General features: G+C 50.3%; 12 protein-coding genes. 6 read left to right on the top strand and 6 right to left on the bottom strand.

Features of this window, described 5'->3' with window-relative positions:
* The first annotated feature begins 8 nt into the window (after positions 1–8).
* Complete coding sequence (locus tag ACI1P1_RS21775; RefSeq protein ID WP_416218551.1) at positions 9–887, top strand: carbohydrate ABC transporter permease; 879 nt, start codon at positions 9–11, stop codon at positions 885–887.
* Positions 888–931: 44 nt separating this feature from the next.
* Complete coding sequence (locus ACI1P1_RS21770; RefSeq protein ID WP_416218550.1) at positions 932–2,443, top strand: extracellular solute-binding protein; 1,512 nt, start codon at positions 932–934, stop codon at positions 2,441–2,443.
* 237 nt (positions 2,444–2,680) lie between these two features.
* Here ACI1P1_RS21770 and ACI1P1_RS21765 read toward each other — a convergent pair whose 3' ends face one another.
* Positions 2,681–5,023, bottom strand: coding sequence for a helix-turn-helix domain-containing protein (locus tag ACI1P1_RS21765; protein ID WP_416218549.1), 2,343 nt, complete (start codon positions 5,021–5,023; stop codon positions 2,681–2,683).
* Between the two features lie 256 nt (positions 5,024–5,279).
* Here ACI1P1_RS21765 and ACI1P1_RS21760 point away from each other — a divergent pair, with 256 nt between their 5' ends.
* On the top strand, positions 5,280–6,329 hold the full coding sequence (locus tag ACI1P1_RS21760; RefSeq protein WP_416218548.1) for a LacI family DNA-binding transcriptional regulator: 1,050 nt from the start codon (positions 5,280–5,282) through the stop codon (positions 6,327–6,329).
* 149 nt (positions 6,330–6,478) lie between these two features.
* Entirely contained in the window at positions 6,479–7,657 is a 1,179-nt protein-coding gene (locus tag ACI1P1_RS21755; protein ID WP_416218547.1) for a chromate transporter, read from the top strand.
* Positions 7,658–7,683: 26 nt separating this feature from the next.
* Here ACI1P1_RS21755 and ACI1P1_RS21750 read toward each other — a convergent pair whose 3' ends face one another.
* The 5 genes from ACI1P1_RS21750 to ACI1P1_RS21730 are packed head-to-tail and all read right to left on the bottom strand — an operon-like array spanning position 7,684 to position 13,103.
* The gene (locus tag ACI1P1_RS21750; RefSeq protein WP_416218546.1) at positions 7,684–8,256 is read right to left on the bottom strand and encodes a class I SAM-dependent methyltransferase; all 573 of its coding nucleotides are present in this window, start codon (positions 8,254–8,256) and stop codon (positions 7,684–7,686) included.
* Between the two features lie 19 nt (positions 8,257–8,275).
* Positions 8,276–10,117: an ABC transporter ATP-binding protein gene (locus tag ACI1P1_RS21745; protein ID WP_416218545.1), complete on the bottom strand. Its 1,842-nt coding sequence runs from the start codon at positions 10,115–10,117 to the stop codon at positions 8,276–8,278.
* Positions 10,110–11,810, bottom strand: coding sequence for an ABC transporter ATP-binding protein (locus ACI1P1_RS21740; RefSeq protein ID WP_416218544.1), 1,701 nt, complete (start codon positions 11,808–11,810; stop codon positions 10,110–10,112). The genes ACI1P1_RS21745 and ACI1P1_RS21740 overlap by 8 nt, the downstream gene beginning before the upstream one ends.
* A gap of 54 nt (positions 11,811–11,864) precedes the next feature.
* Entirely contained in the window at positions 11,865–12,386 is a 522-nt protein-coding gene (locus tag ACI1P1_RS21735; protein ID WP_416218543.1) for a CDP-alcohol phosphatidyltransferase family protein, read from the bottom strand.
* Positions 12,387–12,401: 15 nt separating this feature from the next.
* On the bottom strand, positions 12,402–13,103 hold the full coding sequence (locus ACI1P1_RS21730) for a TVP38/TMEM64 family protein (RefSeq protein ID WP_416218542.1): 702 nt from the start codon (positions 13,101–13,103) through the stop codon (positions 12,402–12,404).
* 177 nt (positions 13,104–13,280) lie between these two features.
* On the opposite strand from ACI1P1_RS21730, the gene ACI1P1_RS21725 reads away from it, so the two are divergent.
* Entirely contained in the window at positions 13,281–13,979 is a 699-nt protein-coding gene (locus ACI1P1_RS21725) for a response regulator transcription factor (protein WP_416218541.1), read from the top strand.
* Positions 13,972–15,297 (top strand): HAMP domain-containing sensor histidine kinase, encoded by a 1,326-nt coding sequence (locus tag ACI1P1_RS21720; protein ID WP_416218540.1) that lies wholly within the window; start codon positions 13,972–13,974, stop codon positions 15,295–15,297. Before ACI1P1_RS21725 ends, ACI1P1_RS21720 begins: the two co-directional genes overlap by 8 nt.
* Positions 15,298–15,506 lie beyond the last annotated feature (209 nt).

Here is a 15,506-nt window from a genome sequence, read left to right as displayed (position 1 = left end):
AAGTGAAGTTGGAGCACCGCAGCTTATCCGGACGGCTGTTTGAGGCTGTCAATCTGTTTTTGCTGGGATTAATAGCACTGATAACCATCCTGCCCTTTGTTAACGTCGTTGCCGTATCCTTTGCCACGCCCGAGGAATATCTGAAGAGTACCTTTATGCTGTTCCCAACCAAGTTTAGCCTTGAGGCGTATAAATTCATTTTTAGCACCAGTACCGTATCCCGCAGCCTGATCGTCACAGTAGGGATTACATTGGTAGGAACAATGGTGAGCATGGTTTTCACCTCATGCATGGCTTATGGTCTGGCCCGCAGGGATTTGGGCGGCCGCAGAGTATTAATGTTCCTGGTGGTATTCACCATCCTGTTCAACGGGGGTATGATCCCCTCCTTCATGATTGTCAAGCAGCTGGGGCTGATCAATAGCTATGGAGCGCTGATCATTCCAAGCGCCGTGAGCGCCTTCAATTTGATTATTATGCGGAACTTCTTTATGGGCTTGCCCGATGGACTGGAGGAGTCAGCGAAGATCGATGGCTGCAATGATATTGGCATTCTGTTCCGTATTGTTCTGCCACTCTCCAAGGCTGTTCTTGCTTCTGTTGGGTTGTTCTATGCCGTAGGCTATTGGAACACCTTCATGCAGGCGGTCCTGTTCATCGATGATTACGACAAGTGGCCGATTCAAGTTCTACTGCGCCAAATTGTCATCATGGCGGCAGGACTCTCCACCAATACGGAGGCGATGAGTCCGGATTATGTTCCGCCTCCGGAGCAAACCATCAAGATGGCGGTTATCGTTGTCGCGACCGTGCCGGTGCTGTTGGTATATCCGTTCCTGCAGAAGCACTTTGCCAAAGGGGCGCTTCTCGGATCTATTAAGGGCTAAGGGATTCATATGAGCAGTCTATATCTGATTAGGGGGAAGCAGGCATGGCAAATTGGAGAAAAACAACAACGATTACTGCGATTACAGCCGCATTGGCGGCAGGAACGCTGGCGGGCTGCGGCAGTTCCGATAAGGCAGCGGAGAATAGCGCTAAACCCGCTTCTAATGAACCTTTAGAAATTACAATGTTGGCTACCATGTATGGGGCCAATCCGCCGTCTGGTCCTTTACAAAAGATGCTGGAGGAAGCCACTAATACCAAGCTTAATTTTACTTGGGTACCCGGATCTGTATATACGGACAAAATGACCACAGCCATTGCGGCCAATACAATGCCGAAGGTCATTCAGGTCCACAGTGTAGAGATGAAAAATACGGCCGTGGTGAATGCCATCCGTTCCGGCATGTTCTGGGAGATCGGTGACTTGATCAAGGATTATCCCAATCTGGTCAAATACCAGGACCCTAAAGTCCTGGAGGGAACCAAATATTTTGGCAAGCTCTACAGTCTGTTCTATGAAATCGATCTGTCCCGTACCGGGGTGCAATACCGGAAGGACTGGCTGGATAAGCTGGGGCTGAAGGTACCGACCAATCTGGATGAGCTGTATGAAGTGATGAAGGCATTTACGTATAATGATCCTGACGGTAACGGGGTGCAGGACACCTACGGCAACGTTGACCGCAACGAGCTTCCGTATGGCGCGTTCAAGAATATCGCCACCTGGTACGGGACCCCCAACGAATGGGGAGTTGACGATTCAGGAAAGCTGATGCCAGACTTTACCTTCCCTGGTTATATGGATGCTATGAAATACATGAAGCGGCTTTATGATGAAAAGCTGATTAACCAGGATTTCACCGTTACCACACCGGCTCAACAGGATGAGAAGTTCTTAAATGGCAAGGGCGGCATGATGATCGGCAATATCTTCGCCAAGCCGGACAATATCAAAAAGGTCAATCCTAACGCGGAACTGGATGTCTTCAATCGGATTCAAGGCCCCAGAGGGACATTCAATTACGGCGGTACCGGGGTAGCTACATTGTATCTGTTCCCCAAAACCAGTGTAAAGACGGAAGCGGAGCTCAGACAAATCCTCGCCTTCTTCAACAAGCTGTTGGAGCCGGATGTGTACAAGCTGTTTAACGGCGTTGAGGGTGTCCACTACAAAATGTTGGATGATAAGACCATCGAATTCCTCCCGGAGGCAGCCGATCTGCGTACCAATGAGATTAGCCCATGGTCCAATGTTCTCCACTTTGCCAACTTCAACGTATATAAGGTGAAACAATTGCCCTTGGCACAGAAGCAGTTGGATGCCATTGCAGATAATAAGAGCATTGCCGTTATGAACCCGGCAGCCAACCTGATTTCTACTACTCAGGCGGAGAAGGGAACGGAGCTGCAGAAGATTATCACCGATGCCACCTATAAGTTCATTCTGGGTACGATTGACGCCAACGGCTTCAATAAGGAAGTCGAAAAATGGCGTAAAGGCGGCGGAGACAAAATTATTGAGGAATTAAACTCGCAATATAAAGGAAACAAGTAAAACACAAGGGACTGTCCAATAAGCCCCAAAATAAAAAGTTGGGCGAGAAAACATAATGTTTTCCGTCCAACTTTTTTTGCATGCCTGCTTATACATAAAAAAGTGGCGAGGCGGAGGCTTGCTACCTCCAATTTAACGCCGGGCATAGCTCACGGATTTCTCCGGCTTTTCGCTAAAACAGGCATCCAGAAAGCCAGTTTTCACTGACTTTCTGGACAGCCCTTTTTGGAGTACCTGTTATGCCTGCTCCTTACGCAGCTTCCTGTATTCACCCGGTGTGATACCTTCCGTCTTGCGGAAGGAACGGATGAAGTTCTGCGAATTGTTGTAGTGCAGCCGCTCGGAGATTTCCTTGACGGACATATCGGTCTCCGCCAGCCACTTGACGGCCATCTGGTGCCTGTATTGGGCCAGATAGGCCCCGAAGGGCATATTCATTTCCCTGCGGAAAATAGTATTCAGATAGTTGGCATTATAATGAAGCTCCTTCGCACAGGAATCAATGGTAAGCTCCGTCTCAAACTGCTCCTGCACCATCTGGAGCATAAATTGCGTGAGCTGCTGGTGGCGGGATTCCGTCCGGTCCCGGATATGGCTAACCAGCGGCTGAACCATGGCGGCATCGAACCAAACCGTAGCTTCATTCATCGTTTTTAGCTTGAACAGCTGATCGAATAAGGACTGCTCCAAACCCTCGTACCGGTCAGTCTTGATGCCGAAGCTCTGCATAAGACCCAAGAGGTCGATGAGCAGCCGGATCAGAATGAAGGGCTGGGAAAAGCCCTGACTGGCGCTGTAGCTTACAGGCGGAGCGAAGGCATAACCGACGATTTCCTCCAAACCCTGGCGGGCTGCCGCATTGTCCCCTTGTTTAATGGCATCGAAGAGCCGGGTTTCGATTTCATGGGGAAAGGCATTATGAAGCCCGTGATCCTCACCCAAATCCCTGAAATAAAGAACGGCCTCCCCCTGATTCCGGATTCCGTGATGCAGAGCCTCCATCCCTTCCTCGAATGCCCGGGGCGCCATGCTCCATTCCTCAAACGGGCTGCTGATGCCAATCCGCACAGAAAGGTCCAAATATTCCTCGGCCGCTGCAGCAATGCTTTGGACAATGCCGTTTATTTCCACTGTAAAACGCTCCGTCTCCATACTCTCCACCAAAACCATTGTCACCTGTGCCTGCCCCAGTAATATGGGATACAGCCGTTTTTCCGGAGGGATCAGCTCGCCGACAATATTATTGACTGCGAACATCAGAAGGTCCCTGTCCTTTTCTTCAAAGCGGGTATGATCCAGGTCCTTGATCTGCAGGGCAATCACTGCAAAGGGTCCATGGGCAGGCATATGCCGGAGCCCGAAGGTTTCCAGATGCCGGTTGATTTCCTCCCGCTTCAGGTACCCCTGGAACAGCCGCACCATAAACAAGGTCCGGGACTGCTCCAGATGATTGTGGAGCTTACTTTCGAGCTCCGATTTGGTGTAGATCAGACGATTTAACTGCTCCCCGATATATCGAAGCTCACCCCCCCGTTTGTTTTCAGGGTCGTTGGAATGTTTGCTGACCAGCTGATACAGATTCAAAATGGGAAGATATAATCTCTTAGTGCCGTTCCAGGATATGAAGAGAAACAAAGTTAGCAGGCTCAGGCATATATAGAAGGTAAACCATCCGATCTCCTTGGACTGCCAGGTCAATTGTGTCAGCGTAATCACCGAAACATAAACCCAGCCGTTATAGTCCGATCGGTTGTAGGATATGCTGTACTCCCTGCCGTCCAGTTTAACCTTCTTCTGTCCTGAAGCATCGGGGCTCTTTTCCTTGGTGATGGCCGGACGGAACTGGCTGATCAACCCCTCTGCCAGATTCCCGTCGGAGGCAATCACCTGTCCGCTTTGGTCCAGAACAGCAACAAATTCCTTCTGTTGGTTCAAGGCAAATAATTTCTCCAGATTGCAGGAAGGAATGGTCACCACATAAAGCCCTGTCTGCTCATAAGCGCCTACCGGAAGCCTGTGTATGAATTGAACGGTGGATTCGCAGCCTGCGTCCGTGGAGCCGGGAGATGCGGGCAGCACCATCCATTCACTTGTGAGCGCTTTATTCGCAAGTTCGAGATAAGGTGCTGCTCCAGGCCATTCATTCACCCGGTTCAGTCCTTTATTATTAATGATCCAATTACCATCCTTGCTGTATAAGGCAATATCCGAAATGCCGCTGTCAAGGGTCTGCAGATGATTCAACTCTTCCTTGATGGTATTGAACATATCGAACTGGCCCGGAGACAACGGTTCATAATATGCGGTGCGCACAGTGCTTGACCGGAGAAAATGGGTGGAAGACCGCTCTACAGTTACAAGCAATTGCTCCATATTGGCTTGCAGCTGCCTCATGTTCAGGATTTTCTCTTTGCTTACATTGTCGAGTACAATGCTGGAGGATTTCATATAAGAGAAGATGCCGAGGATAATAACCGGCAAAGCGGCTATTGCGAAACAAAATACAGCGAATTTGCGGTGATCATTCAATGGCAGCTTATGAAAAATACGCGCGATCAAACCGCTTTGTGACCCTTTCATTCCAATAAAAGCCCCCTAATCGATTCTATTCTTTTCCCTCCATCATAACATAATTCGGCAGTAAGGGAGGTCAAAAGTTCTTTATAGAAGGCCTGTTCATGGTGTCATTTCTCCATAAATTGCTTCTGCAAATATGATTATATAGACCCTTTTTACTAAACAAAACATAATCCCGCATGAATGAAACTAAATGTTTGCAAATAAACTCCTCCCATTGTAAACTAAACTTACTAAACTCATTGCAGGAGGCTTCAACATGAAAATGGATGACATCGCCAGGCTGGCGGGAGTTTCCAAAGCGGCCGTTTCCCTGGCCTTCAGCGGCAAACCGGGCATCGGTCCCGAAACCCGCGAACGCATCCTTCAAATCGCCAGGGAAAACGGCTACCAGCCCAAAGCTAGAGCCTCCCTGCGGGAGCAGCAGGCCGGCTCGATTACCTTCCTTGTATTTGCCAATTCGGGCATTGTGTTGGAGGAATACTACCAGCAGCCCTTCTTCCGGGAGCTGCTCCATTATATCGAGGAGCGGTGCCGCTCCCATGGCTATTCCCTTCTGTACACCTCCGCAGACATGGGGAGTGTCCAGGAAAACCTCCGTGCCATCTCCGGTGAGAAGCGCAGCGAGGGTATCATTCTCCTGGGAACCAACCTGGATAAGGCTTTGCTGGAGCAGGTAGCCGCCCAATGGAAAGGGCCGTTGGTGGTGCTGGACACCTGCTTCGAAACGCTGCCCATCCCCTTTGTCCATATCAATAATATTCTGGGCGGGTATCAGGCCGGCTCCCACCTGTGCGGTCTCGGTCACCGCCACATCGGCTATATTGCCTCGGATATCCGGATCCGCAACTTCGACGACCGCCGGGCCGGCTTTATGCAGGCTTTACAGGAGAACGGCGTGGAGCTGGCGGCGGAGAATGCCTTTTCCGTGGCGCCCACCATTCTGTCCTCCCAGGAGTCCCTGAAGAAACAGCTGTCCGCTTATCTGGAGAAGGGACATGCCATGCCCACCGCCTTCTTCTGCGAATGCGACTACATTGCCATCAGCGCCATCAAATCCCTGACGGAGCTGGGCTATCGGGTTCCGGCGGATATATCTGTGGTCGGCTTTGATAACATCTCCGAAGCGCGGATTATTACCCCCGAGCTCACCACCATCCACGTAGAGAAGGAACGGATGGCCCAATTATCCGTGGACATGATCATGGATATTATCCAGTCCGATTCCGCGGTGACAGCCAAGATCCTGGTGGATACCCATCTGGTGGAGCGGATGTCCACTGCGGAGCCGGGTGCGGAGAGAAGCTGAAGCCAGTTTCTGCATTTGAATAAAAAGAGGAGCCGATTAAGCCGGTTCCTCTTTTTGCTGTACTTTTAATAAAATCTCAACATTGGCACCCTCCCATCAGTGATACAATAGAAGCGGTTTTTGTAACTTGGAGATGAGGTGAGGCAGAGATGCGGCAAAAGGGTTCCTTTTTAGAAATTCTGGGCGTGTCCGCCAAGCTGGGATTCACGTCCTTCGGCGGCCCCATTGCTCATTTGGGATATTTTCGAGACGAGTATGTCAAACGCAGGAAATGGCTGGATGAAAAAAGCTATGCCGATTTGGTTGCCCTATGCCAGTTTCTTCCGGGGCCAGCCAGCAGTCAGGTGGGAATTTCTATCGGGATATTGCGCGGCGGATTATGGGGCGGACTTGCATCCTGGTGCGGGTTTACCTTGCCGTCTGCGTTGGCGTTAATGATGTTTGCCTTTATGTTAAAAAGCTACAATGTCAGCAGCGCCGGTTGGCTGCATGGGCTGATGATTGTGGCGGTTGCCGTAGTAGCCCAGGCCGTGTGGGGAATGGCCCGCTCCCTTGCGCCGGACCGGACCCGGGGAAGCATTGCAATCCTAACGGCCATCCTATCCTTGTTATGGACCTCCCCATATAGCCAACTGGTCCTTATCGCTGCCGCCGGATTATTCGGCAGGCTCTTTCTGGGAAAGCCGGAAACTCCCGAGACTCCGCGGCAGGGCATTCCCCTCAGCAAATGGACAGGGGTTGTAGCCTGGACCTTATTCTTCGGGCTGCTGGCCGGTTTGCCTCTGCTCAGGCAAGGGATTCAATCGCATTTTCTGGCCGTATTTGACAGCTTCTACCGGGTTGGCTCGTTGGTCTTCGGAGGCGGACATGTTGTGCTGCCAATGCTGCAAACCGAAGTGGTGCAGACAGGGTGGCTGACGGATTCCCAATTCCTTGCCGGTTACGGCGCAGCCCAAGCAGTGCCGGGCCCCTTGTTCACCTTCTCCTCGTACCTGGGCACAGTCATGAACGGCTGGTTGGGCGGGCTTATTGCCCTTGCCGCCATGTTTTTGCCGTCCTTCTTATTAGTCGCCGGCTCTTTGCCGTTTTGGGAAACCATCCGCAGTCGCTCCCATTTTCAATCTGCATTAAAAGGCATTAACGCGGCAGTTGTAGGCATCCTGCTGGCCGCTTTATACAATCCGGTATGGACAAGCGCTGTCCACACGCCTCTTGATTTTTGCCTGGCGTTGTTGGCATTCGGCCTGCTTATGCTGTGGAAGCTTCCCCCTTGGGTTGTTGTACTGCTGTCGGCAGCTGCCGGACAGGTAACGTCCCTTTTCCTCTGAATTCCAGCTTATCTTCCCGGTTATCCTCACCGGCTGCAGCTGCAGCACATCACATACGCAGGAGGAAGGTTTCTCATTTCCCGGGTAATCTCAATCTTCTTGAAGTAGGCTTGGAACAGCCCCTGTTTGGTCAGGGAATATTGAAGGCTTACAAACCTTCCTCCTTGGATCAAATGCTTCTTGCTCTGATGCAGAAGGCTTGTTGCCTCATGAACGGATATATGGGTAAGCGGTACGCTGGACACCGCATAATCAATCCAGGGGATATTATGCTTCTCCATATATTGGCCAATAGCCTTAGCCGAGTCGTGGATGATATGCAGGTTAGGTTCATGCCCAAACTTCTTTTGCAGCAGCTCACAAAATTCCCTGTTGCTTTCGAAAAGCAGCACAACGGTTTCCTTTTTTCTTGCTTTCAACAGATACCCGGTAAAAGCCCCTGTACCGGGGCTATATTCCATCAAGTAGCGGGCATTCTCAAAATCTATCTTTTCCATCATCCGCTGTGCCACATATTTGGAGCTGGGGAGCAGTGCCCCTGCGGTTCTTGGGTTTTTCAGATACTGCCTCATGAATGACAACAATTCCGATCCCATCATAAATTCCTCCCCGCTTCGCTTATTGAACACTAGCCTTGGCGGCAAACTGGCTGTTATACAGCTCTTCATAGAAGCCCTTTTGGGACATAAGCTCATGGTGGCTTCCCTGCTCGATAATGGTCCCGTCCTTCATGACCAGAATCCGGTCCGCATCCCGGATCGTGGACAGCCGGTGGGCAATCACGAAGCTGGTCCGTCCTTGCATAAGCCGCTTCATCGCCTTTTGAATCTCCGCCTCTGTCCGGGTATCCACACTGGAGGTTGCTTCATCCAGAATCAGAATAGCCGGCTTGGCCAGAATGGCTCTTGCAATGGTCAGCAGTTGGCGCTGTCCCTGGGACAGGTTGGAGCCGTCCTCATCCAGCATCGTCCGGTAGCCCAGGGGCAGGGTCTGGATAAAGTGATGGACACGGGCCGCCTTCGCCGCCTCCATGATCTCCTCCTGTGTGGCATTCGGATCCCCGTATGCGATATTATCCAGCACAGTTCCGTGGAACAGCCAGGTGTCCTGCAGCACCATCCCGAACATCCTTCGCAGATGCCCCCTGTTCAGGCGGCTGATGTCATAACCGTCCACGGTAATCCGTCCTCCCTGAAGCTCATAAAAGCGCATCAGCAAATTGATCAGGGTGGTTTTGCCTGCACCTGTGGGTCCTACGATGGCTACCATATCTCCTGCATTCAGGGACAGATGGATATCCTTCATCAGAAGGGAGCCTTCCTGATAACCGAAGCTGACATGCTGGAATTCCACTTTGCCCTTTGGGTTTACAATCATGCTGTTGCCGGCGGTATCCGGCACTTCCTCCGGAGCATCAAGCAGGGCAAATACCCGTTCTGCCGAGGCCACCGCAGACTGCATCATACTCATGACGTAAGCAGCCTCGTGGGCAGGCTCCAGACACATATCTACATATTGGATAAAGGCTTGTATCCGTCCAAGAGATAACGTCCCGTTGACAGCAAAAACACCCCCGATGACCGCTACAGCAACATAACCGGTTTTGCCCAAAATCTTAACGAAGGGAGAAACCGCGTAAACGGAGAATTGCGCCCTCCAGTTGGTCTTCACAAGCTGTCCGTTTATCTCCCGGAAAGCCGCCATCGAAGCCTCTTCTCTGTTAAAGGCCTTCACCAGGGCCATACCGGTAAAGGTTTCTTCAATCACACCGTTGAGGCTGCCCAGTGTCTGCTGGTTATCGGCATAACGCTTTTCAATTTTGGGAGAGAGCTTCCCGGTCACAAACAAGGAAGCGGACAAAACCGCAATGATGATAAGGGTCAGCGTAGGGCTGATGGTCATCATAATCACCACAGCAGCCACAATGGTTATCACAGCGTTGATGAGTTGCATCAAACCTTCCTGGAGGCTGTCGCCCACCCGCTCCAGGTCATTGGTGGCCCGGCTGAGAATGTCGCCTTTTTGATGGGAGTCATAATAATGCAGGGGCAGACGGCTCAGCTTGAGGCTGATTTCCTGCCGCAGCGTCAAGGTTAGGGTTTGCGAGACACCCGCCATGAAATATTGGGCGATATACGAGAACACGGAGCTGAACAGGTACAAGAGACCCAAAACCGTCAGTATTCTGCCAATATCCCCGGCTAATGCGGAGAAAGGCGTTTTGCTCTGAATACCCTTGAACAGGATATCGATGGCTTGCCCCACTACCAACGGAGCGGCAATCATCAAACCGCAGCTTATGATCAACGAAAGCAGAATCACAATAAACTTTGCTTTTTGCTTGAACAAATACCGGAGCAGTCTTTTGGTAGTCAGCTTGGGGTTCCGTGCTTTTTCCACCGAATATTCGTCCAACCCGCCGTCATTCTGCAGCTCAGCCTGGCTCATATGTTCACTCATCTGCTCCTCCCTCCGTTTCTGCAAGCTCATCATCACTAAGCTGGGATTGGGCAATTTGCCGGTATACCGTACAGGCTTTCATAAGCTCCCGGTGGGTGCCTGTTCCGGCAATCCTGCCTTCGTCCAGGACAATAATCCGGTCGGCATCAAGAATGGTGCTGATCCGCTGGGCCACAATGATAACCGTGGCATAGCGGGTTTCACCTTGTAGAGCCTTCCGCAGCATCGCGTCTGTTTTGAAATCCAGTGCAGAGAAGCTGTCATCGAACACATAGATGTCCGGCCGGCGCACCAATGCCCGGGCAATACACAGCCGCTGCTTTTGCCCGCCTGAGAAATTGCTTCCCCCTTGGGCCACAGAGGAGCGGTATCCCTGCGGGGTTTGCCTGATGAACCCGTCTGCCTGGGCCACCGCGGCGGCATGTGCAATCTCTTGATCGGTGGCATCGGCTTTGCCATGCCGGATATTATCGGCAATGGTTCCGCTGAACAAAAATGCCTTTTGCGGGACGTAGCCGATTTTATCCCGCAGCTGCTTCTGCGGCATGGTGCGGATATCCGCTCCACCCACCCGGATGGAGCCTTCCTGAATATCAAAAAAACGGAGAAGCAGCTGGGCAATGGTGGATTTTCCGGACCCTGTCCCGCCTATGATTGCCGTCACTTCTCCCCGTTTGGCTTCAAAGCTGATCCGGTCCAACACGGGAGCTTCCGCATTCGGATACTGGAAGGTCACTTGATGAAATACCACGTGGGCATCAAGCGGATTCTCCTGCTTATCCGCTGCCGCCTCTGTTTTCTCTGGCTGCATGTCTAACACTTCATTAATCCGGTCCGCGGAGGCTTGGGCCTTGGGAATGTACATAAACATCAACAGCGCCATCACTAAGGCGTGGAGAATGAGAAAGCAATATTCCACCATGGCAATCATATCGCCGATTTGAACCCCACTTTTTCCGCCTATCCATATGATGAAGATGACACATACATTAACAATCAGCAGGACCGCCGGCTGGAATGCGGCGAAGAGCTTATTGATCCGGATGGAATTGCCCGCATAATCCGCGGCGGCTTCATCCAATCTCCCCTTCTCATAAGCCTCCCTGTGAAAAGCGCGGATGACGCGGACCCCAATGATGTTCTCACGGAGAATCCGGGTGATCCGGTCCATTTTGACCTGCACCATTCTGAATAAGGGAATCACTTTTCTGCCGAAGAACAGGGTGAACAGCATAAAAAGCAGCATGGTGCCCACAATCATCAGCGCCAAGGTTTGATTTTTGGTGAAGGCAAGCACCAAACCCGCGATCACCATAAGCGGAGCAGGAAGCATCATCTGCAGGAACATCACGGACATTTGACTAACTGAGCTGACATCACCCGTTGCCCTTGTAATCATCGAGGCGACGCCGATCCGGTTAAAATCGCTGGTGGTAAGGGACTGGGCTTTGCCAAAAACCGCCTCACGTACACTTCCCGAGAACTGCGAGGCCACCTTGGTGCCCAGCCATGAGCCCAGAATGGCGATGGCCCCGGCAAGAACAGCAACACCCAGCATCCATACGCCGTACCTGACAATATGGCTCATGCTCCCTGCCATAATACCGCGATTCACAATTTCCGCGGTTAACGTGGGAATATATAAGGTCCCGAAGGTATGCAGGAAGGTAAGAAGAATAATTATCCCCAGCATAAGCCGGTGTGGCCTGAAAAACCGAAGCAGTCTATACATAAGCTATCCTTTCACTCATATTTTCTTAAGCTTGAGCTTCGATACCATCAGGATGGAAAGCACCAGCAGCAAAACCACCGACACAAACAGGAAAACAGGGCTGCTTGGCACCATCAGTGAGTATACCGAAAGAATAAGTCCCGCAATGGTAATCGGCACCCCGCTGAAATTGCCGTCGAAGGTGCTGGCATTATAACGCCCCAGCCTGTAACACCCGCTGATGATGTACAGCAGCAGGAACCCGACTCCCGCCAGCTTTAGACCATGAACATCAGAGAAAGCGAACTTATGAAAAATCAACAAGGCAGGCGCAACTCCGAAGGAAACCAGGTCGGCCAGGGAATCCAGCTCTTTTCCGATATCGCTGGTCACATTTAACCGTCTGGCGATCCTTCCGTCATACCTGTCAATGAGCGCCGCGATAATGATGTAGACCGCACTGGCAATATAATTGTCTTTCAGAACCGCCAGCAGCGATAGAACACCGAAGGACAAATTGGCAAATGTAAGCAGATTAGGCACACTTTTTCTTAACATGATTTCCACCCCGATTTAGGATTTACCCGTGCTTTTGTTCAATTGCGATAGCTTCTGAATGAGCTTGTCCTTATAGATCAGTCCGAGGATGAAGGAAATGATGGCCACCGCGGATATGATGATCGTGGACAGATAGTTTTTGTGGTACATATTCGCTCCGATGCTGACGGAGGCCAACAGCCAAGGGAACCGCGCCACAAGCAAAATGGTGAAAAACCGGAGCGGCTTTATGGGCGTTAATCCTGCGGCGTATATGAACATATCCTTGGGCAGCCCCGGTATGATGAATACGATGAACAGAAAAACCGAAAACTTCTTATTGTCCAGCATGTCGGCCATCCACTTGAATTGGCTCTTGTCCAGCAGCCTCTGGACATAATCCCCTCCCAAAAAACGGGTAAAGTAAAAAGCGATCATAGCCCCCGCCAGAAGCCCCGCAACGGTATAAACCGTTCCTAACGTCACCCCGTAAATATATCCCCCGGCAATCTGTATCACCTCTCCCGGAATAGGGGCAATGACGGTTTGCAGAATCTGAAAAAGCACAAACCCGATCGGACCGGACTTCCCTAACGAAAGAATATAATTGCGGAATTCATCAATGGACAAGGTCATTTTCACGATCTGCGGAAAGTACCGGATCACCAGAAATACCAACAGGATCGCGATAACCGCCAAGATCACCTTACAGACAAGTTGTTTCTTTGCATTCTCCACGCCATGTATCCTTTCTCATTGGTCTGGCCTTACGTACAACATGATTGTAGGCCCGGGTTCTTAAGAAGCCACCAAAGGAGATCTTAATAATTCTTAAGTGCCGCCGGAATCATGGTTTATTCGCAACCTGCACATTATACTTAAGGGACCTTGTTATGTTTGGGGGGAGGAGATTGGATGGAATCGGATAAGAAAATACTGATTGCGGACGATAATCAGGAGATCAGAGAGATTGTCCGTGTGCTGCTGGAGAGTGAGCAATACCAGGTGGCAGAAGCCGTAGACGGGGACGATGCGGTGGCCAAAGTGGATGAAAACGTGGATTTGATTATTCTGGATATTATGATGCCGGGGAAATCCGGGTTTAAGGCGTGTGTGGAGATCCGCGAAAAAACAAGTGCTCCCATTCTATTTCTGACGGCCAAAACAGATGATTCGGATAAGTTTATGGCGTTTTCCGCGGGAAGTGATGATTACCTGTCCAAGCCGTTCTCCTATACGGAATTAGTGTCCAGGGTCAAGGCTCTGCTGAGGCGGTATTACGTCTATAAAGGCAAGGACAAGCCCAATCCGCCGGATGTCATTACCATTAACGGGCTGCGGATCAATACGGTGACCAACGAGGTTTATATGGAGAATAAGGAGATTTCACTCACTGATATTGAGTATAAAATCCTGCTGCTGATGACAACGTACAGGAAGAAAATATTTTCCGCCCAAAATCTGTACGAAAGTGTCTGGGAGGAGCCCTATTTTCATAGCTGCAACAATACAGTGATGGTTCATATCCGGAACCTGAGGATGAAGCTGGAGCATAATCCCCAAAACCCGGAGTATATCAGAACGGTATGGGGAAAGGGGTACCGGATTGAATAGAAAGCCATGTAAAGGAAAGCTGAAATATAAGCTGATGCTGGCTTTGGTCCTCTCCCTCGCCGTTTCCGCGGGAATATTCATTGTGCTCCAAGTCACCAGTGAGGATATTATCGTTAATCATCTGAACAAAACCTCCTTTATCACCAAGCAGAAGGAGGAGTCGATTGCGGAATTCCGGGAATTCGTTGCCCAGAATGGAATCACCACGGCAGATCATGAGAAAATGAAAAACTGGGTCCGTCACGCGAAATATATAAACATCTTTATTTTCCATGAAAACAAGATGATCTTCTCCACAGACGGCTTCGACACAGCCATTGAAGGTAATGAGTATCTGTTCGATATTATTCTGAAGAATGAACCCTTCTATGATGTTTCATTCGCCGATACGAATACCAAGGTGTACATGGAATGTTTTTTTGAATACAAGTACTATTACATCGTTATGGTGCTGAATGTAATCGTGAGTGTTGTTTTTCTGATTATCTTGATATCCTTCTTTATTAGCCGGAAAACCTCCTATATCGGCGTGCTTGAGAATGAAATCAAGATTCTGGAGGGTGGCGAGCTCCATTATCCGATCTCCATCCGGGGAAATGATGAGCTGTCCTCCTTGGCGGAGAGTATTAATGAAATGCGGGTTTCTTTCATTGAATGGATAGAATGGGAGGATAATGCCAAAACCGCCAATAAGGAGCTTATTACAGCCATGTCCCATGACCTGAGAACTCCGCTGACTGCGCTGGTCGGGTATTTGGACATTATCATCCACAACAAATATCAATCTCAGGACGACTTATTGAAGTATATCCATAACAGCAGGGACAAGGCTTACCAGATCAAGGAGCTCTCCGACAAGCTGTTCGAATACTTCACTGTGTTTAAGACGGATGAGGATGATTTGCAGCTGGAGCTCTTTAACGGGAATGAATTGATGGACCAGCTTCTGGAGGAGCAATTGCTTCACCTGCATAACAATGGTTTTCAGTACCGGCTCCATACCTGCGCTGAACCGTATCACCTCGAAGTCCATCTGATTTCCATGCGCCGAGTCTTCGATAACCTCTTCTCCAACATTATCAAATACGCGGATCAATCGAAGCCTGTAGTCGTCACCAGCTATCTGAAGGACCGCCTGTTGGTGATGAGCATTGAAAACCACATCAACAAAGAGCTGAAGGAGGCGGGAGGCACGGGAATCGGCATCAAAACCTGCCAGCGGATTATGGAGAGGCAGTACGGTCATTTTTCCGCGGCAAAAACAAAGGAAGTTTTTACGGTTCATCTTTCCTTGGCTGCTCATGCCGGGCATATCTAACTACTCCCTGACTTGTCCCAGCATAGCCGTCGAGCTCTTGGTGATCACGGCCCGGCACATACAAAAAAAGACTCCCCCTCTTGAGGAAGAGCCTTCTCCTGTTCAGCGGAAAGTTACCGATATTGTCCGCCATATTAATTTGCACTTTAGCAATCCGTTGCAATTGGGAGGACATCGCCAAGCAATTCTATACCAGCAAAGGCCACCTC

This window comes from Paenibacillus mesotrionivorans, from assembly GCF_046098205.1.
Taxonomy (GTDB): Bacteria; Bacillota; Bacilli; order Paenibacillales; family NBRC-103111; genus Paenibacillus_AR; species Paenibacillus_AR mesotrionivorans.
This window is presented reverse-complemented; position numbering and strand designations above follow the sequence as displayed.